Here is an 18,059-nt window from a genome sequence, read left to right on the forward strand (position 1 = left end):
GCCTTATCAATCAAGGCGATGTACATAAAAACAGAAAGATAATGACAAAAATTGAACGCTGCGTACAAAATTCGTTAGCCATTCGACAAATGATCATGTTATAACAATCTGCAAGCGCAATAGCGTCAACAATGATGTTGTCTGGATAGACGACACACACGAACTAATAAATTGAGGAAAGATCATGCCTGCTTTTTTAACTGATGATTGGTTTTCAACTGTAGAAACTCTGACTGCTCAAGCAGGTGACCTAAACCTGGCGCCAGCGCTTGCGAATCTTGCAATCAATCTGGTGGTTGCGGACGCTACAGGTAATACTGAATTATCTTTAGATGGTGGAGCGATCAAAAAAGGTCTGTCTTCAAATGCGAAGACTACGCTGAACATGGATGCAGAAACTCTGCGTAAAGTATTCCTTGAGTTTGACATGGCTGCTGCAATGCAAGCATTCATGACCGGTAAGATCAAGGTTCAGGGGGATATGTCTCAGCTGATGGCATTGCAAACTGCAAAACCAAGCCAAGAGCAAAAAGATCTGTTCAAGAAAGTGCTTGAACAAACAACCTGATCAGTCCTATCTGCATAAAAAAAGCTTACCCCAGGGTAAGCTTTTTTTATGGCTTGAATAAATTAGATATTCACAAGCTCTGAACTTTTAATCTGTTCCAGATAAGAACGGATACGGGTTACATATTGCAACGCCTGACGATAACGGCCATTACTGGCTTTGTTATGCTCCAGATAGCTATACAGGTTCACCCAGTTATCCGGATCCTTACCCTGGTTACGGATACTGTTCTGAATTTTCTGAACTGCACCCGGACCCATGTTATAGGCTACTAAGGCATACCAGTTACGGTCCGGCATAGGAATATGCTCAAAGCGTGACAGCATCTTGTCATAGTATTTCGCACCGCCCTCAATACTTTGAACAGGATCGGTACGGTTATTTACACCCATTGCCTTTGCGGTTGAGCTTGTCAGCATCATCAGACCACGGACACCGGTCGGGGACACGGAGTTTGGCTTGAGATAAGATTCCTGGTAGCCGATCGCGGCGAGCAGATGCCAGTCCAGGCCGTATTGCTGTGCAGATCGCTGGAAGCTGGCCTTGTAAATGGGGAGGCGCTGGCTAAGATCCTGATGGATATTATCCTTGAAATGCTCCTCGACTACATTCTGATTGTAAAAGGAAGCGAGCTGATTGATTGCGCCGCTTTGCTTGCTGTTACATACGAAATTACTTGCAGTCTGGCTCAATGGATCATTGGCTGATTTGAAAACCCAGTTCAGGTTGGCATTCAGGCCTTTAGACGACAGAGAACTGCCATCACCACAAGTTGCAGAGAATGACGTCAGTTTACGCGCTTCAATGCTGCTGATACTGCTTGTAGTCATTGCCATGTTGGCTTTGCCTTGAGCAACCATTTTCAATGCAGTGGCATCATCGCTGACTGTTTTGAAATCCAGTTTTACATTCATGTTTTTGGCATAGTTACGAACCAGATCATAACCAAAACCATGCAGGTGACCGCCTTCTTCAAACACTGTGGTCGGGCTCTTCACAGCAACGACAGTAAGCTTATTGCTGTTAACGACACTATCAAACTGATGTGCTGGTGTTTTACTTGCATTGATGGCGTGGAATGGAACAAGCGCAGTGCTCAATACAAGAATTTTTACAGGGAGAGAGGAAAATAAAGATCTTAGGCAAAGCCTCGACCCAGAAGATGAACTACTGTGCATGTTGTCTCCGCTACAAGTAATTTATGCCCTCGAAAGTTTTAGGCAAAAGACACCACAGAACTTTCTTAAAGTTGATAAATTCAATTAGGGTTGGGCAGTCATGACGTCATTCAAAATGACTTGGGATTAAACGGCAATGTGTAGAAAAACTACACAGAGTAAAAAATAAACAAAGTTAATTAGATGTGCGCATGGTAATGATCAAAAAATAGATTGTCAAATTTTGTACGCAAAAATGTTTAAAAATGTAATTTAAGTATTTAAAATCATTGGAAAATTTTTTTAGTATTATGTTTGCTTGTTAAAATAGCCAATAAAATAGGGCAGTTAGCAAGGAAAATGATGTCATGAGTGGTGTAAGAAAACGATGAAATCCAATTTGATTACCCGTGGTGGGCATGACAAATTAGTGGCAGAACTTAAATATCTGTGGCATGAAGAACGACCGGAAATCACTAAAAAAGTGAACTGGGCCGCCAGCCTCGGCGACCGTTCTGAAAACGCTGATTACCAGTATAACAAGCAGCTGTTACGCAAGATCGACCGTCGTGTCCGTTATTTGGGCAAACGTCTGGAAGAGCTACGGATCATTGACTTTTCACCTGAGCAGGAAGGGAAGGTTTACTTTGGTGCTTGGGTCGAAATTGAAAATGAAGCCGGAGAACAAAAGACTTTACGTATAGTGGGAGTCGATGAAATTTATGACCATCATCCACAGCATATTTCGATTGATTCGCCAATGGCACGTGCGCTGCTTGGCAAGCAGGTTGATGATGAAGCAGAAGTAATAACACCCTCTGGTAAGAAAGTCTGGTTCATCAATACCATCCGCTATGAAAAGCCTGAAAATTCAGCAAATTGACCGAATTGATTTTATTTTGTGCATTTGATAGCTAAATTTCTCAAAAATATTTGCCAAGCCGGATTTTTATTTATATGATGGCGCCCATGGAAGCGTGGCAGAGCGGTTTAATGCACCGGTCTTGAAAACCGACGAGGGCTTATACCCCTCCGTGAGTTCGAATCTCACCGCTTCCGCCAAATTTGAAAACCCCGATCCAGAGATTGGGGTTTTTTTATGTTTATAATTTTTTTTCATGTTAGTGATTCCGTTTTAATCAGCATTATAAATTTATTGGGTTTATTTTTATTATTCATCTATCTATCAAGTGTCTACTCAAGAAAAGCGTCCGGCTGAAAATTAGCTGATTGAACGGATTTTTTAATAAGTTTTGCGAAAATTTATTGCCAAGAAACAGAAATATTTATATGATGGCGTCCATGGAAGCGTGGCAGAGCGGTTTAATGCACCGGTCTTGAAAACCGACGAGGGCTTATACCCCTCCGTGAGTTCGAATCTCACCGCTTCCGCCAGATTTGCAAAACCTCAGTCGAAAGATTGGGGTTTTTTTTATGGGGCTTCAGAATCAGCCTGAATGGGTTCTTGCTGTAGTTCTTCTTTCATCCAGTTTACAAATCTGGCAATGAGCGTGGAATGTTCATTATGGGCATGAATCAGGTGATAGGCCCGGCGTCGTTCCAGTTTCTGATCAGAAATTTTCACCAGTTCTCCACTGGCGAGTTCTGTTTCAATTAACATCTGCGGAATCAGGGCCATTCCCATATCATGTTTGGCTGCAACGGCAAGCATAGAAAATAATTCATGCCGCTGTCCGCCTAAAGGATTTGGATGTTTTACCTGATGCAATTCGAACCAGTCCTGCCAGATTGTGGGGCGGGTCGTCTGTTGTAAAAGCGGTAACTGTAATAGCTGTTCAGCACTCAGTATTAAATGTGGTGTGTTAGCTGTTACATTCATTTTTAAATGTGTTTTGATGAGACTGGGTGAACAGACAGCAACCACATCTTCATGCATCAGGAAATGGCTGGTAATTCCAGGCCACTGTGCGACCTGTTCTGGTGTGCCTGCATAAATGGCAGCATCGAAGATAGTTTCATGAAACAGGAAGGGGCGTGTGCTGGTTTCCAGATGTACAGTAATTTCCGGATGACGCTGCTGGAAACGATGTAGCTTAGGTAATAGCCACCGGGTTGCAAAAGTAGGAACAACCCCCAGTTTCAGCGTACCGCCTTGACCTTTATGTTCTATGACATCCAGCGTAGCTTGTTCCAGACTTATTAATAAAGGTTTGATACTTTCATAATATTGCTGTCCTGCTGCGGTCAGTTCCACGCCATGACGCGTACGGCTAAACAATTGTACCTCGAGTAATTCTTCCAGATGCTGGATCTGGCGTGAGATCGCACTCTGCGTCAGAAAGAGCTCCTGTGCAGCATGGGTATAACTGGCATGGCGTGCTGCAGATTCGAAGCACATGAGGCTTTGGGTAGAAGGGATTTTCCGGCGCATAATTTCCTCCTTGAAAATATCGTCCTATCACAAAATGACATATTAAACTTAAACCTATATACAACTTTGGTCTACAGCGTTGAGTTAATCAGGCTTCAAGGGTTGTTGATTAAAAGGCTTATATCTCAGTTATGCAATTAACGCATATCTACATGCTAAATACTCGTTTGAAAGCTATTTCATTCCTGCCTAGGATCAAGTCAGAAGATCGAGAACAATGGACAGTTAAGCAGAGGATGCGATGAATCAAATGGTCAATACAAAAAAAGCCCAGAAAAACTATTTTGACTGGCAAGACCCATTTTTACTGGAGCAGCAACTGACAGAAGAAGAGCGCATGATTATGCAATCTGCACGCGCTTATTGTCAGGGGAAGCTTCAACCACGTGTATTGGAACAATTCCGTCATGAACAGACTGATCCGAATATTTTCCGTGAGATGGGTGAGCTCGGCTTGCTAGGACCGACGATTCCTGAACAGTATGGTGGTGCCGGGTTGAACTATGTCAGCTATGGCCTGATTGCACGTGAAGTTGAACGTGTCGATTCAGGTTACCGTTCTATGGCCAGCGTACAAAGCTCGCTGGTGATGGTGCCAATCAATGAATTTGGTTCTGAAGAGCAAAAACAGAAGTATTTGCCAAAACTGGCAACTGGTGAATATATCGGCTGTTTCGGCCTGACTGAACCAGATCATGGTTCAGATCCGGGCAGCATGATTACCCGTGCCAAGAAAGTCGATGGCGGTTACCGCTTAACTGGCGCAAAAATGTGGATTACCAATAGTCCGATTGCCGATGTATTTGTAGTATGGGCGAAAGAAGTCTCTGTTGAAGGTAATGTTGGGGATATTCGTGGCTTTATTCTGGAAAAAGGCTGGGAAGGTTTATCTGCACCAGCGATTCACGGCAAAGTGGGTTTGCGTGCTTCGATCACCGGCGAAATCGTGATGGATAATGTATTTGTTCCAGAAGAAAATGCGTTTCCGGAAATTCGTGGCTTACGTGGACCATTTACCTGTCTGAACAGTGCACGTTATGGCATTGCCTGGGGTGCGATGGGCGCAGCTGAATTCTGCTGGCATACTGCGCATCAATACACCATGGACCGTAAACAGTTTGGTCGCCCATTGGCAGCCAACCAGCTAATTCAGAAAAAACTGGCGGATATGCAAACTGAAATCGCGCTTGGCTTACAGGTCGCTTTACGTTTTGGCCGTATGAAAGATGAAGGGATTGCTTCGGTAGAAGGAACTTCACTGATCAAACGAAATAACTGTGGTAAAGCCCTGGATATTGCTCGTGTTGCGCGTGACATGATGGGCGGTAACGGCATCTCTGATGAATTTGGTGTGGCACGTCATCTGGTCAACCTGGAAGTGGTGAATACCTATGAAGGTACCCATGATGTACACGCACTGATTCTCGGTCGTGCCCAAACAGGTATCGCAGCTTTTTCTAATTAATTTATTTTCTAAATTCGGGATGCTCAGGGTTGAGCATCCTTAGGGCTTTTGTCCCTAAAAAACGGTCAATAACTTAAATAAAGGATTCATCGTGAAGCTTTCTTGTCATTCTCAGTATTAATAAGCAGAAGTTCATAAGATGTAAGCAGAAAAAGAATAAAGAACGCTGCTGTAAACCTGAAGACAGAGGAATGTCGATGACTCATTTGGGAAAATGAGGTAATACATGAACAACGAAAATCAAAATAGTCTCCATCAGGACGCTGTTGCCTTGGGTATAAAGCTGCCGAATAATGTCGGCACAGCTCATCGCATTCATGCCCATACCTGGAAACTGGCATTTATCTTCGCATTCGTCTCTCTGGTGATTGACGGTGTGGATATTATGCTGTTGTCATTTAGCTTGACCAGTCTCAAAGCAGAGTTTGGCCTGACTTCATTTCAGGCCGGAATGCTGGGGAGTGCCTCTTTGGCCGGGATGGCACTTGGCGGGATTACGGGTGGATGGGCATGCGACAAGTTTGGACGGGTAAAAACCATCGCCTGGTCAGTCGTGTTTTTCTCAATTATGACCTGTATCTTAGGTTTCACTCAAAGCTATGAGCAATTCATGGTACTTCGTTTTATTGGTGCATTCGGCTTGGGTTCACTGTACATGGCCTGTAATACCTTGATGGCAGAATATGTACCGACCAAATACCGCACTACAGTACTAGGTACCTTACAGACGGGTCAAACTGTCGGTTATATCGTGGCGACTTTGATGGCTGGTGCGATTATTCCAGACTATGGCTGGCGCATGCTGTTCTACGTGACAATCATTCCCGCCGCTTTTGCATTGCTATTTATGCGTTTTGTGCCAGAGCCAGCATCCTGGCAGGAAGCGAAAATCGAGCAGGCGAAACGTAAAGCGCTGAAACTGGAAAATCCAGAAACAACAGTTACTGCTCAACAACCATCAGAAAGCATTTATAAGCGTATCTTTGGTCATCAGTCGCATCGCCGTATGTTCCTGTTATGGATGACAACTGCCGCATTTCTGCAGTTTGGTTATTACGGTGTCAATAACTGGATGCCGACCTATCTGGAAACCGAACTCAATATGAATTTCAAAGCCTTGACTGGCTATATGGTCGGTGCTTATACCGCCATGATTCTGGGCAAGATTATTGCCGGTTATGCAGCGGATAAATTTGGACGTCGTATTACCTTTGTATTTGGTACGGTCAGTACAGCGGCTTTCCTGCCAATCATCATTTTCTATAATACCCCAACCAATATTGCCTACTTATTGATTACTTTCGGTTTCCTTTACGGAATTCCATACGGTGTCAATGCAACTTATATGGCTGAAACCTTTTCAACTGATGTACGCGGTACGGCAATTGGTGGGGCCTATAACATGGGCCGTCTAGGTGCTGCGATTGCACCGGCAACTATCGGTTTTATTGCCGCAGGTGGTTCATTCACCATGGCATTTATCGTGATGGGAACTGCGTACTTTATTGCCGGGGTGATTCCAGGATTGTTCATTCGTGAGCGTCAATATGATCCACAACAGTCCAGTCTGGTGAAGCCGGCTGAAGCAGAAAATGGTGATTCAACTGGATCAGTGGCTGCGAAAAAACCAACTCGTCCAGCGACTGCAAGTCAGTAATCATCAACATTATAAAGGCTGGGTTTCCTGGCCAATGAAAAAAGGATTGAGTATGAGTGCATTAAAAGGAATACGTGTACTGGATTTAAGCCGAGTACTGGCAGGACCATGGTGTGGACAAATTCTGGCAGATCTGGGTGCTGAAGTGATTAAGATCGAGCGTCCAGGTGTGGGGGATGATACCCGCATGTGGGGACCGCCGTGGATGAAAACGCCATCTGGTGAAAATACCCGTGAGGCAGGCTATTTTCAGTGTGCCAATCGTAATAAATATTCGGTCACTGTCGATATTGCCTCTGAACCAGGACAGGAACTCATCCGGGATATTGCCAAAACTGCCGATGTGGTGATTGAAAACTATAAAGTGGGTGCATTAGCGCGCTATGGGCTGGATTATGAAAGCTTAAAGGCCATTAATCCGAAGCTGGTGTATTGTTCGATTACTGGCTTTGGCCAGAACGGGCCTCGTGCCGAAGAGCCGGGTTATGACTTTATTATTCAGGGCATGTCAGGTCTGATGAGCATTACCGGTGAAGCAGATGATGTCCTGGGTGGTGGTGCGCAGAAGGTCGGTGTAGCGGTTGTGGATATTCAAACCGGGCTGTATGCGACCATTGCCATTCAGGCTGCGCTGTTGGCTCGTCATCATACAGGTAAAGGTCAATATATTGATATGTCTTTGCTGGATGTACAGGTAGCTGCTTTGGCCAATCAGGGGATGAACTATCTAACTTCAGGCACGGCACCAAAACGAATGGGAAATCATCATCCCAATATTGTGCCTTATCAAACCTTTAAAGCCAAAGATAAGGAATTTATTATCGCCTGTGGCAATGATAAGCAATTCCGGGATTTATGCATGGCAATTGAGTTACCTGAACTTTTGCAGGATGAAAAATTCCAGCGCAATCAGGATCGGGTGAAACATCGTGATGAACTGATTCCCTTATTGTCAGAATATTTTCTTGCAAAGAATGCCAAAGACTGGGTTGATGCCATTCACGCGGTCAAAGTCCCCGTCGGTGTGATTAACTCGATTGAAGATGCTTTGAATGAGCCCCAAGTTGCTGCACGGGAAATGCTGGTAGATTTACCGCATCCTTTAAACGCCCAGTTTAAAATGATTGGTTCACCGATCAAGCTGTCGGATACACCTGTACAATATCGTCATGCACCGCCAAAACTGGGACAGCATACCCAGCAGATTCTGTCGCAGTTCCGTAGTCCCGAAGAAATTGCCGCGCTCAATGCGCAGGGTATTATTGATCATGTTGTATCTGCGGCTTCCTAAACTGTTAATGTTTTTTTCTACTTAAACCGAAGCCAGTCTTCGGTTTTTTTAATCACTTAAGAAAATAGAAGTCCACATAACTGAATAGTCATCAGCAGCATCACGCGTTAAGATAACGGCATTGTGTTGTTGGAAGGCATTATGAAAATTGTCGCAGATGAAAATCTGGCATTTACCAATTATTTCTTTGCAGAATTTGCCGAGATTCAGCATTGTGCAGGGCGTACACTGACTGCGGCAGATGTGCAGGATACAGATGCCTTACTGGTGCGTTCAGTGACCAAAGTCAATTCACAGCTACTGGAAGGCAGCCCGGTCAGGTTTGTTGGTAGTGCGACGATTGGTACGGATCATCTGGATATTGCTGCACTTGAACAGCAGGGGATTGCCTGGAGCAATGCCGCCGGTTGTAATGCCCAAGCCGTGGCTGAGTACGTGATTACTGCCTTATTAAAACTTCGTCCAGCCCTCCTGGATGCTGGCGCCAATTTTACCTTGGGAATTATTGGGCTAGGCAACGTGGGTACGCGACTGGCTTATATGGCAGATCTGCTAGGCTGGCGTGTGATCGGTTGTGATCCTTTTGTACAACGAGACCATATTGAACAGGTTGATCTACAAAGCTTATTGGCGCAATCCGATGCGATCAGTATTCATGTTCCTTTGACCAAACAGGGTGAGCATCTGACTTATCATATGATCAATGCAGATGCCTTTGCCCAAATGAAGCCTGAAACTATCCTGATCAATTCAGCACGTGGACCAGTCGTTGAAGAAGCAGCATTAATCGCTGATATCCAGGCAACTCGGCGTCAGGTGGTACTGGACGTATTTGAACATGAACCGTTGATTTCGGCTGAAGTGCTGGATCTGGCCAGCTTGGTAACGCCACATATTGCCGGTTATAGTCTGGAAGGTAAGGCGCGTGGTACACAAATGATCTATGAGGCTTTCTGTCGTCATTTTGGCTATGAAATTAATAAGCAGTTTGAAAGCCAGTTACCAGAATGTGTGCCATATTTTGCAGGACAGGATCTAAAAGCAGCTCTCAAACAGCACCTGGGTGAAATCTATGATATCCAACGTGACGATGCCAATCTGCGTGCTTGCTTAAAAGACGCTAAAGTCGATCAACAGGCTTTTGACCATTTACGTAAGACCTATCCGTTACGTCGTGAATGGGCGGCACATGGAGGACCGAAAGCATGACGATTGCTTATCAACCGAGCTGTGATGTAAATGCGATGCGCGCACGTGCTCATTTATATGCACAGCTGCGTCAGTTCTTTGCGGAACGTGATGTGCTGGAAGTAGAAACCCCGATTTTGTCTCAAGCGGGTGTGACCGATGTGCATCTGGCATCTGTGCAAGCACAACGTCATGTACTGGGTAAGCTCAATACCCATTATCTGCAAACTTCTCCTGAATTTGCGATGAAACGCCTGTTGGCAAGTGGTAGTGGCCCGATTTACCAGATCTGCAAAGTGTTTCGTGATGATGAGCATGGGCGTAAACATAACAGCGAATTCACCATGCTGGAATGGTATCGTCCAGGCTTTAGCCTGAAAGACCTGATGTTTGAAGTTTCAGATCTGTTAAATGTGGTATTAAAAGCCCGTTTTGGTGAAGTCCGTCCAACGGTACTGAGCTATAAGCATGCTTTTATGGATCGACTAGATCTGAATCCCTTACAGGCAACTTTACAGGAATTGAAAGACTGCTGCCGTCGAGTCGGTTTAAATCTGGATCTGGGGCAGGATCGTCTGGCCTATATTGACCTGTTGTTCTCGCATATGGTGGAACCGAGCTTGGGATTTGACACAGCGGTATTTCTGACCGATTTCCCGCCTGAACTTGCTTCATTAGCAAAAACCAAACTCAATGAAGATGGTGAACTGGTTGCAGCACGTTTCGAACTTTATATAGAAGGTCTGGAACTGGCGAATGCCTATGATGAGCTGATTGATGCGGAAGTGTTACGCTCACGCTTTGAAGCAGATAATGTAGAGCGTAGCTCTCTCGGTTTACATGTCATGCCGATTGATGAGTATCTGTTGGCTGCTTTACCGAATATGCCGGAATGTTCCGGGATCGCACTTGGGGTGGATCGTCTGTTGATGATCGCCACCAATCAGATGAAGCTTGAAAAGGTAATTACTTTCCCGGCAGATATTTCCTGATCCTCTTCCTGATCTAATCAGCCTGTTATCTGAGCAGGCTGATTAAGCCAGATATTTCCGAAAAATCGATACTGTAAGCATCAAAACCCAGATTCTTATAAAAAGCATGTGCAGTTAAACGTTCCTCACGATTGCCGCTATTTACTTGTATCAATTTTAAAAGACGTTGTTTAGCTAACTCTTCAATCGCTGCAATGAGCCTTTTCCCACACCTTGCCCGCGATGAGCCTGATCAACTACAAAAGCCTGAATTCGCAAATATTCCCCATCAAATTTCCAGGTGTCTTTCTGAATTAAACCTGCATAGCCTATGACCTGTTATTCATGTTCAACGACCAGCGTCAAATCATTCGCATCCTGATGAATGCGTTGCCAGCGCTGCTGAATATTTTCTACTGTGGTGGGATAGCCAAGTTGTGTAGTAAGTGCATGGATTGCATACAAATCCTGTCAAAGTTGCAAAGGACGAATCAGAAAATTCATAAGTTTTTATCCAGACAGAAGCGAAAGAGAGATAACCTGATTTTAGGCGGAAGGTGAGGTCAATGAATTCTAATAATTTTGAATATGAATATAAGTGCGCAGAATAAAAGTATTTTAGATATCAATATATACAAAGAAGAAAGCTCCCGAAGGAGCTTTCTTAAATTAAGGCAGTATGGCGTTCTTTCAGCTCGGCTAAGGCATGGATACGACGTTCAATCAGCATCTCGCCAATATCAGGACCTTGAATATCTGCTGGTAAATCCTGAGCCTTGATGCCACGAACCACTTGCATGGCTTCCCGCACATATTGCGCTTGTGGATAGGCACGGTCTTCCAGACCTAAACGGCCACGAGAATCACATTCACAGGCTTGCACAAAAGCTTCTACACGTTCCGGGCGACGTAATACATCCAGACGCTGCAATAGCCGCCATAAAGTACCTGGTTTCAGATTGAGTGCCTGATGACATTTTAAATGTTCTTTACAGACTGCAATTGCCAGTTGTTTGGTATAAGTTGGTACTTTGAAACGTTCGCACAATTCAGTTACCGGCTGTACACCACGCTCTTCGTGCATGATATGACGTGGCAATTCCTCGGCAGGTGTTAAGGCTTTACCTAAGTCATGCACCAGAACAGCAAAACGTACATCCAAATCATAGTTCTGGCGACAAGCCTGTTGTAGCGACATCATGGTATGAATACCGCAGTCAATTTCCGGATGATATTCCGGACGTTGCGGGACGCCGAACAGGGCATCAATTTCTGGGAACAGTACTTTTAATGCACCACAGCTGCGTAATACTTCAAAATAAATATCCGCATGTGATTCCATCAGGGCACGGGATGTTTCTTTCCAGACCCGTTCAGGTGTTAGCGTATTTAATTCCCCTGATTCAGTGAGTTGACGCATCAAATCGAGTGTTTCTGTGGCAACATGGAAGCCCATTGCATGATAACGCGCAGCAAAGCGCGCTACACGTAATACGCGGAGTGGATCTTCAATAAAAGCATCAGAAACATGACGTAAAACGCGGTCAGCAAGATCCTGTTGACCATTATAGGGATCATGCACATGACCGGCTTCATCCATGGCCATGGCATTGATGGTCAGGTCGCGACGGATCAAGTCCTGTTCAAGCGTGACGCTGGTATCGGTATGGAATTCAAAACCATGATAACCAGTGCCGGATTTACGTTCGGTACGTGCTAATGCATATTCTTCTTTTGTTTCAGGATGCAAAAATACAGGAAAATCCTTCCCAACCGGCTGATAGCCCAGATTGAGCATTTGATTGGGGCTTGCGCCCACCACTACATAATCTTTTTCGTGATAGGGGTGTCCGAGCAAATGATCCCGAACTGCACCGCCTACTAAATAAACTTGCATGAAAAAACCTCTATTCTTAGAAGCATCATGCTACAGAATAGAGGTTTTCTCAAGTCAAGAAACTCGGCGTTCGCCGCGTTTGCTTACAGGGCGTCTTGTTCCGCTTGTTGGATTTCTGCAACAGTCAAAGCAGTCATATTCACGACACGGCGTGTAGTCGCTGTCGGCGTTAAAATATGAACTGGTTTCGCTGCACCCAGTAAAATCGGGCCAATGGTCACATTGTTACCAGAAGTTGCTTTTAACAGGTTAAACGAAATGTTAGCTGCATCCAGGTTTGGCATGATCAACAGGTTCGCAGCACCTTTGAAGCGTGAGTTCGGATAAGCAAACTGGCGGATATTTTCATCCAGTGCCGCATCGCCATGCATTTCACCTTCAACTTCTAGTTCAGGCGCAATCTCAGACAGAATGTCGTAGACCTTACGCATTTTCTGTGCACTGGCATCGTTCTGGTCAGAACCGAAGCTAGAGTGAGACAATAGCGCAATACGTGGTGTCATACCGAAACGACGTACTTCTTCAGCAGCAAGAATGGTCATCTCAGCAAGCTGTTCAGCAGTTGGATTACGGTTGATATAGGTATCTGCAATAAACAGGTTACGCTCTTCAAGCATCAAGGCATTCAAAGTAAAGAAGGTATTGTGACCGTCTTTTTTACCAATGATATTGCTGACGAAGTCCAAGTGGATGTCGTAGCTTGAGTACGTACCACATAACATACCGTCTGCAAGGCCGTGTTTGACAAGCATAGATGCGATAAGTGTTGAGCGACGACGAGCTTCACGTTGTGCGTATTCTGGTGTTACCCCTTTACGCTGCATAATGCTGTAGTAGTCATCGGCAAATTTCTCGTAGTCTGGGTTCTTTTCTTGGTCAACGATGGTGATGTTCACCCCGTTTTCTAAGCGTAAGCCCAATTTTTTGATATTTGCTTCAATTACTGCTGTACGGCCCACCAAAATTGGCTTCGCCATGCCTTCATCCACTGCAATTTGTACAGCACGAAGTACACGAAGATCTTCACCTTCCGCATATGCAATACGCTTAGGATCTGATTTTGCTTGAGCAAAAATCGGTTTCATCATAAATGCTGAGTTATAAACAAACTCAGACAAACGTTGATGATACACAGAGAAGTCTTGAATTGGACGTGTTGCTACGCCAGAATCCATCGCTGCTTTAGCAACTGCTGGTGCAATCTCTAAAATCAAACGTTGATCCAGTGGGCGAGGAATTAAGTAATCACGACCAAATGATGCTGATTTTTCACCATAAGATGCAGCATCTGCTTCGACATGTGCCATACGCGCAATCGCGTGTACACAAGCAATCTTCATTTCTTCGTTAATGGTGGTTGCACCAACGTCAAGTGCGCCACGGAAGATGTATGGGAAGCAAAGTGCGTTATTCACCTGGTTCGGATAGTCTGAGCGGCCAGTTGCCATGATCACGTCTGAACGTGCTTCATGGGCATGTTCTGGCAAAATTTCCGGATCCGGGTTAGCCAAGGCAAAGATGATTGGGTCTTTGGCCATTTTCTTGACCATGTCTTGAGTCAGAATGCCTGCAGCAGACAGACCCAGGAACATATCTGCGCCGTCCATTACGTCAGCAAGCTGAGTACCTTCGATGTCTTGTACATACGCTTTTTTCGATTCATCTAAGCCTTCACGTTTTGTAGTCAATAAACCACGTGAGTCAGCAACGATGATATTCTCTTTTTTAGCACCTAGTGCACAAAGAAGGTTCAAGCAAGACAATGCAGCAGCGCCTGCACCAGATGCTACGATCTTGATTTCTTCAATTTTTTTACCATTGATGATTAAAGCATTGAGTAATGCTGAACCTACAATAATTGATGTACCGTGTTGGTCATCGTGGAACACCGGAATGTTCATGCGTTCACGAAGTTTCTGTTCGATATAGAAACATTCTGGTGCTTTAATATCTTCGAGGTTAATACCACCAAAAGTCGGTTCTAATGCTGCAACGATGTCGACAATTTTGTCTGGATCATTTTCTGCGATTTCGATATCGAATACGTCGACGCCAGCAAATTTCTTGAACAGGACGCCTTTACCTTCCATAACCGGTTTAGATGCTAAAGGACCAATGTTACCCAGGCCAAGAACCGCTGTACCATTACTTACTACCGCAACCAGGTTACCACGTGCTGTATACAGCGCTGCTTTAGATGGGTCTTTTTCAATTTCCAAACACGGCGCTGCAACACCTGGAGAGTAAGCTAGTGCTAAATCATGTTGGTTAACGAGTTGTTTGCTTGGGGTGACGCTGATTTTGCCGGGGGTAGGAAATTCGTGGTAGTACAGTGCCTGTTGTTTTAAAGATTGTTCGTCCATTAGTCTCTCGATGTATCAATAATTACCCAATTGCAGGTAACATAACCGCGGAATACAGGAGAATATATCACTAGTTGTGCGCTTAGCCCAGCCAAACACACCCGTTTTTTGAAGAAATAATTGGTCTTAGGTCTGGATTTATACCTGATAGGTATAAGTCTCAGGTGTCATATTTTGTTCAAGAAATTCGGTCGCTTGCTGTTCAGGAAGCGGCTTGGAAAACAGATAGCCCTGTGCAATATCACAACCGAGTTGACGTAGGAAATCTAGCTGCTGCTCTGTCTCAATACCTTCAGCCACTACTTTCATTCCCATGGCTTTGCCCATTGCAACCATTGCACTGACAATAGCATCCTGTTTGGCTTCACCAATTTTAGATACAAAACTGCGGTCAATCTTTAAAATATCGATTGGGAACTCTGCCAGATAAGATAGGGACGAATAGCCCGTACCAAAGTCATCCAGGGAAATGTTGATGTCACGTTCCTTGATCTGATTCAGCACATTCATTACGGTTTCAGAATTTTCTACTAATGAAGATTCGGTAATTTCCAGTTCCAGATTCGAACCAGAAATGCAGTTCAGTTTGATCGCTTCATCCAGATCATCCAGTAACTGGCCGCGGCGAAGTTGTTGTGCCACAATATTCACTGAAACACAGATATTATGGAAACCCTGGTCATTCCATTTACGGATCTGTTTTGCCGTTTGCTGTATCACCAGTTGACCGATTTCCGAAATCATACTGGTCTGTTCTGCCAATGGAATAAACATCCCCGGTGGAATAATGCCTTTCTCCGGATGATTCCAGCGGATTAAGGCTTCAAAACCGTAGATCTTCTGGTCATTAAGATTGATCTTCGGCTGATAATAGACGATCAGTTCACCATTCTGGATGGCTTTACGCAGATCGCGTTCAATGAAAATTCCTTGTTCCAGCAGGGCAGTATTTTCACTTGAATAAAAGTGAATGGTATTCCCACCGAGATTCTTAGCTTCACTCAGTGCCTGTTCGGCACAGTTATTGAGATAGTCCAGTTGGCGGCCATGATCAGGATAAAAAGCTACCCCCATTGAAAGCGTAATTTCATAGTCCTGACCAAAGATATTGAATGGCTGACTAAAGGCTTTCGCAATATGCTCACAATGTTCCTGCACGGAAGGACGAATATGCGAGATTTCATACAGAATGGCAAAGTCATCGCCATTCAAATGCGCAACAAACATGGCTTCAGCATTGGTTAAGCGTAAGCGCTGTGCCACCTGACGTAATAACTCATCACCACCGTTGTTGCTCAGATATTCATTCAGCGGACGGAAACGGTCGATATTGATCCGAATCACCGCCATCTGCTTGATGGAATCTTTTTGTGTCACCAGGTACTGGTGCAGCTGATAGTTATAATAGAAACGATTTGGTAAGTCGGTCAGGGTGTCATAATTTTCCAGATAAGACAGACGCTGTTCCTGAAGCTTACGTTCAGTCAGGTCCGACACAATCCCAATATAGTGGGTAATACGGCCTTCATCATCCATAATGGCATTGATATGCAGCCATAGTGGCATCTCTTTGCCGGACAAGAATTTTTCATTAAGTTCACCATCAAAAGAACCAATCTTCATGACCTGCTTGATGATATTGGCATGTACACTGCGCTGCTGAGATTTGGTATTTACCGTAATATCAAACAGGTGCTTGCCCAGAATTTGCTGACGTTCAAAACCAGAAAGTTGCTCGAAAAAAGGATTAACTTCGATATAGCTCAGCTCTTGATTAAGTATAAAGATACCTTCAGCCGCTTGCTCTAATACGCTGGCTGCAAGTTTTAATCCTTCCTGAGAATTACGTTCCTGCTGAATGTCACGGCGAATACCGACCATGCGTACAGGTTTATTGGTTTTTGGATCACGGCTGATGACACGCCCGATATCATGAACCCAGCCCCATACCCCTTGGGTATTCTGGATGCGGTAGGTGGCTTCATAGCGTTCTACCTGACCGCGTAAATGCTGTTTCATCATATCTTTGAAATGATGAAGATCATCCGGATGGATCAGATGATGCAGTTGTGCCTGATGCTGACCAGAACTGCGCTGGATTTTTTCTTGTGTATGTGTAGTCAGGGTAATAGTTCGATCTTTAATGTTCCAGTCCCAAGGGCGGATGCCTGCAATTTCATGCGCAAGTTCCAGATTCTGATGCTGGTCCTGTAAGGCAAGATTAATCTGCTCGATATCATAAGTACGTTCCCGCACTTTTTGTTCTAGCAGCTGATTATTGAGCTGTAACTGAAGTTCGATATCTTTGGATTTATTTACTTCAGTTTGTAACTGTTTACACAGTTCATCAGTCCAGGTAACTTGCTGTTCAGCATTTGTCACCAACAGATTATTCTCCGCATATAGACGTGAAGTACGTTGATGAATACGGTAAGTACTATTGGCACACAGTAAAATGACAATGACAGAAAAGTTTAGTGCCAGACTGAAAAACGGATTAAGTGAAGAGGATTCCGTGATCTGCAGAAAGAAGAATGGGACCAGGGACGGCAAGAATATCAGGCAGAAATAACTCAGTTTTTGCGTGAGATAGGTGAGACCAAAAGCTTGAGTCACCATAATCAGCAAGCCAGTCAGGGTCAGTGCTTCAATCAGTTCAAAAGATGGATTTACACGCGGCAAATGAACATACAGGGTAAAAATCCCGGTTGAAATACAGATACCTACCAGTAGACACTGGATTTGTAGCCAGCGGTGAGCAGTTTCCAGTTTAAACTCATTCGGTTTAAAGTAGACGGTACTAATCAGCCAGCACATGCAGACCACCATCTCAGTAAGAATAAACCAGAGATTCAGGTAATTGTCTGCCGGATGATAATGTAACTGGTAAATACAGAAGATATAAAGACATACCAGCAGGATACTAATTAAAAAGTATCGACTGTGACGAATCGTATTCACGATTTGTGCACTGTTTAGCTGCTGCTGAATATAATCATCCTGATTATGAATCATGATTAAGATGCCTTTAATCTACGTAAGGGTGGTACTGCATTGTTTTTATTAAGCCCCTTAAATAAGTAACTTTTATCATTTAATAGGTCATTCAT

General features: G+C 44.3%; 14 protein-coding genes and 2 tRNA genes. 9 read left to right on the forward strand and 7 right to left on the reverse strand.

Annotation, left to right across the window (positions count from 1 at the left end; translation table 11 throughout):
* Positions 1 to 184 precede the first annotated feature (184 nt).
* A complete protein-coding gene (locus F955_RS05140) occupies positions 185 to 568 on the forward strand; it encodes an SCP2 sterol-binding domain-containing protein (protein ID WP_004814972.1) in 384 nt (127 codons plus the stop codon).
* A 62-nt stretch (positions 569 to 630) separates the two neighbouring features.
* Here the strand turns inward: F955_RS05140 and F955_RS05145 are convergent, their stop codons facing one another.
* Positions 631 to 1,746 carry an MltF family protein gene (locus tag F955_RS05145; protein WP_004892055.1) on the reverse strand — a complete coding sequence of 372 codons (1,116 nt, stop codon included), beginning with the start codon at positions 1,744 to 1,746 and terminating at the stop codon, positions 631 to 633.
* 367 nt (positions 1,747 to 2,113) lie between these two features.
* Here F955_RS05145 and greB point away from each other — a divergent pair, with 367 nt between their 5' ends.
* From greB to F955_RS05160, 3 genes are all read left to right on the forward strand, one after another.
* Positions 2,114 to 2,608: a transcription elongation factor GreB gene (greB, locus tag F955_RS05150; protein ID WP_004814978.1), complete on the forward strand. Its 495-nt coding sequence runs from the start codon at positions 2,114 to 2,116 to the stop codon at positions 2,606 to 2,608.
* 88 nt (positions 2,609 to 2,696) lie between these two features.
* A tRNA-Ser gene (locus F955_RS05155) sits at positions 2,697 to 2,787 on the forward strand.
* A gap of 242 nt (positions 2,788 to 3,029) precedes the next feature.
* A tRNA-Ser gene (locus tag F955_RS05160) sits at positions 3,030 to 3,120 on the forward strand.
* A 37-nt stretch (positions 3,121 to 3,157) separates the two neighbouring features.
* Here the strand turns inward: F955_RS05160 and F955_RS05165 are convergent.
* Positions 3,158 to 4,117, reverse strand: coding sequence for a LysR substrate-binding domain-containing protein (locus F955_RS05165; protein ID WP_004892057.1), 960 nt, complete (start codon positions 4,115 to 4,117; stop codon positions 3,158 to 3,160).
* A gap of 241 nt (positions 4,118 to 4,358) precedes the next feature.
* On the opposite strand from F955_RS05165, the gene F955_RS05170 reads away from it, so the two are divergent.
* The 5 genes from F955_RS05170 (at position 4,359) to epmA (ending at position 10,710) form a co-directional block, all read left to right on the forward strand.
* Positions 4,359 to 5,582: an acyl-CoA dehydrogenase gene (locus F955_RS05170; RefSeq protein ID WP_004892060.1), complete on the forward strand. Its 1,224-nt coding sequence runs from the start codon at positions 4,359 to 4,361 to the stop codon at positions 5,580 to 5,582.
* Positions 5,583 to 5,808: 226 nt separating this feature from the next.
* Positions 5,809 to 7,239 (forward strand): MFS transporter, encoded by a 1,431-nt coding sequence (locus F955_RS05175; RefSeq protein WP_004892063.1) that lies wholly within the window; start codon positions 5,809 to 5,811, stop codon positions 7,237 to 7,239.
* Between the two features lie 52 nt (positions 7,240 to 7,291).
* The gene (locus tag F955_RS05180; protein ID WP_004814986.1) at positions 7,292 to 8,530 is read left to right on the forward strand and encodes a CaiB/BaiF CoA transferase family protein; all 1,239 of its coding nucleotides are present in this window, start codon (positions 7,292 to 7,294) and stop codon (positions 8,528 to 8,530) included.
* A 141-nt stretch (positions 8,531 to 8,671) separates the two neighbouring features.
* Entirely contained in the window at positions 8,672 to 9,739 is a 1,068-nt protein-coding gene (locus tag F955_RS05185; RefSeq protein ID WP_004892065.1) for a 4-phosphoerythronate dehydrogenase, read from the forward strand.
* Positions 9,736 to 10,710 carry an EF-P lysine aminoacylase EpmA gene (epmA, locus tag F955_RS05190; protein WP_004814990.1) on the forward strand — a complete coding sequence of 325 codons (975 nt, stop codon included), beginning with the start codon at positions 9,736 to 9,738 and terminating at the stop codon, positions 10,708 to 10,710. The genes F955_RS05185 and epmA overlap by 4 nt, the downstream gene beginning before the upstream one ends.
* A gap of 174 nt (positions 10,711 to 10,884) precedes the next feature.
* Here the strand turns inward: epmA and F955_RS17025 are convergent, their stop codons facing one another.
* From F955_RS17025 to F955_RS05210, 5 genes are all read right to left on the reverse strand, one after another.
* Positions 10,885 to 10,968: a hypothetical protein gene (locus tag F955_RS17025; protein ID WP_305790509.1), complete on the reverse strand. Its 84-nt coding sequence runs from the start codon at positions 10,966 to 10,968 to the stop codon at positions 10,885 to 10,887.
* A gap of 60 nt (positions 10,969 to 11,028) precedes the next feature.
* The gene (locus F955_RS16965; protein WP_017401631.1) at positions 11,029 to 11,154 is read right to left on the reverse strand and encodes a hypothetical protein; all 126 of its coding nucleotides are present in this window, start codon (positions 11,152 to 11,154) and stop codon (positions 11,029 to 11,031) included.
* Positions 11,155 to 11,353: 199 nt separating this feature from the next.
* Entirely contained in the window at positions 11,354 to 12,586 is a 1,233-nt protein-coding gene (locus F955_RS05200; RefSeq protein WP_004814992.1) for a multifunctional CCA addition/repair protein, read from the reverse strand.
* Positions 12,587 to 12,669: 83 nt separating this feature from the next.
* A complete protein-coding gene (locus F955_RS05205) occupies positions 12,670 to 14,949 on the reverse strand; it encodes an NADP-dependent malic enzyme (RefSeq protein WP_004814993.1) in 2,280 nt (759 codons plus the stop codon).
* 138 nt (positions 14,950 to 15,087) lie between these two features.
* Positions 15,088 to 17,964: a putative bifunctional diguanylate cyclase/phosphodiesterase gene (locus F955_RS05210; RefSeq protein ID WP_004892070.1), complete on the reverse strand. Its 2,877-nt coding sequence runs from the start codon at positions 17,962 to 17,964 to the stop codon at positions 15,088 to 15,090.
* Positions 17,965 to 18,059 lie beyond the last annotated feature (95 nt).

Source organism: Acinetobacter schindleri CIP 107287, from assembly GCF_000368625.1.
GTDB classification, from domain to species: Bacteria; Pseudomonadota; Gammaproteobacteria; order Pseudomonadales; family Moraxellaceae; genus Acinetobacter; species Acinetobacter schindleri.

Excerpts from the sequence above, each read along its gene's own strand:
- F955_RS05140 (WP_004814972.1), top strand. The coding sequence starts at position 185 with ATGCCTGCTTTTTTAACTGATGATTGGTTTTCAACTGTAGAAACTCTG.
- F955_RS05145 (WP_004892055.1), bottom strand. The coding sequence starts at position 1,746 with ATGCACAGTAGTTCATCTTCTGGGTCGAGGCTTTGCCTAAGATCTTTA.
- greB (WP_004814978.1), top strand. The coding sequence starts at position 2,114 with ATGAAATCCAATTTGATTACCCGTGGTGGGCATGACAAATTAGTGGCA.
- F955_RS05165 (WP_004892057.1), bottom strand. The coding sequence starts at position 4,117 with ATGCGCCGGAAAATCCCTTCTACCCAAAGCCTCATGTGCTTCGAATCT.
- F955_RS05170 (WP_004892060.1), top strand. The coding sequence starts at position 4,359 with ATGAATCAAATGGTCAATACAAAAAAAGCCCAGAAAAACTATTTTGAC.
- F955_RS05175 (WP_004892063.1), top strand. The coding sequence starts at position 5,809 with ATGAACAACGAAAATCAAAATAGTCTCCATCAGGACGCTGTTGCCTTG.
- F955_RS05180 (WP_004814986.1), top strand. The coding sequence starts at position 7,292 with ATGAGTGCATTAAAAGGAATACGTGTACTGGATTTAAGCCGAGTACTG.
- F955_RS05185 (WP_004892065.1), top strand. The coding sequence starts at position 8,672 with ATGAAAATTGTCGCAGATGAAAATCTGGCATTTACCAATTATTTCTTT.
- epmA (WP_004814990.1), top strand. The coding sequence starts at position 9,736 with ATGACGATTGCTTATCAACCGAGCTGTGATGTAAATGCGATGCGCGCA.
- F955_RS05200 (WP_004814992.1), bottom strand. The coding sequence starts at position 12,586 with ATGCAAGTTTATTTAGTAGGCGGTGCAGTTCGGGATCATTTGCTCGGA.
- F955_RS05205 (WP_004814993.1), bottom strand. The coding sequence starts at position 14,949 with ATGGACGAACAATCTTTAAAACAACAGGCACTGTACTACCACGAATTT.
- F955_RS05210 (WP_004892070.1), bottom strand. The coding sequence starts at position 17,964 with ATGATTCATAATCAGGATGATTATATTCAGCAGCAGCTAAACAGTGCA.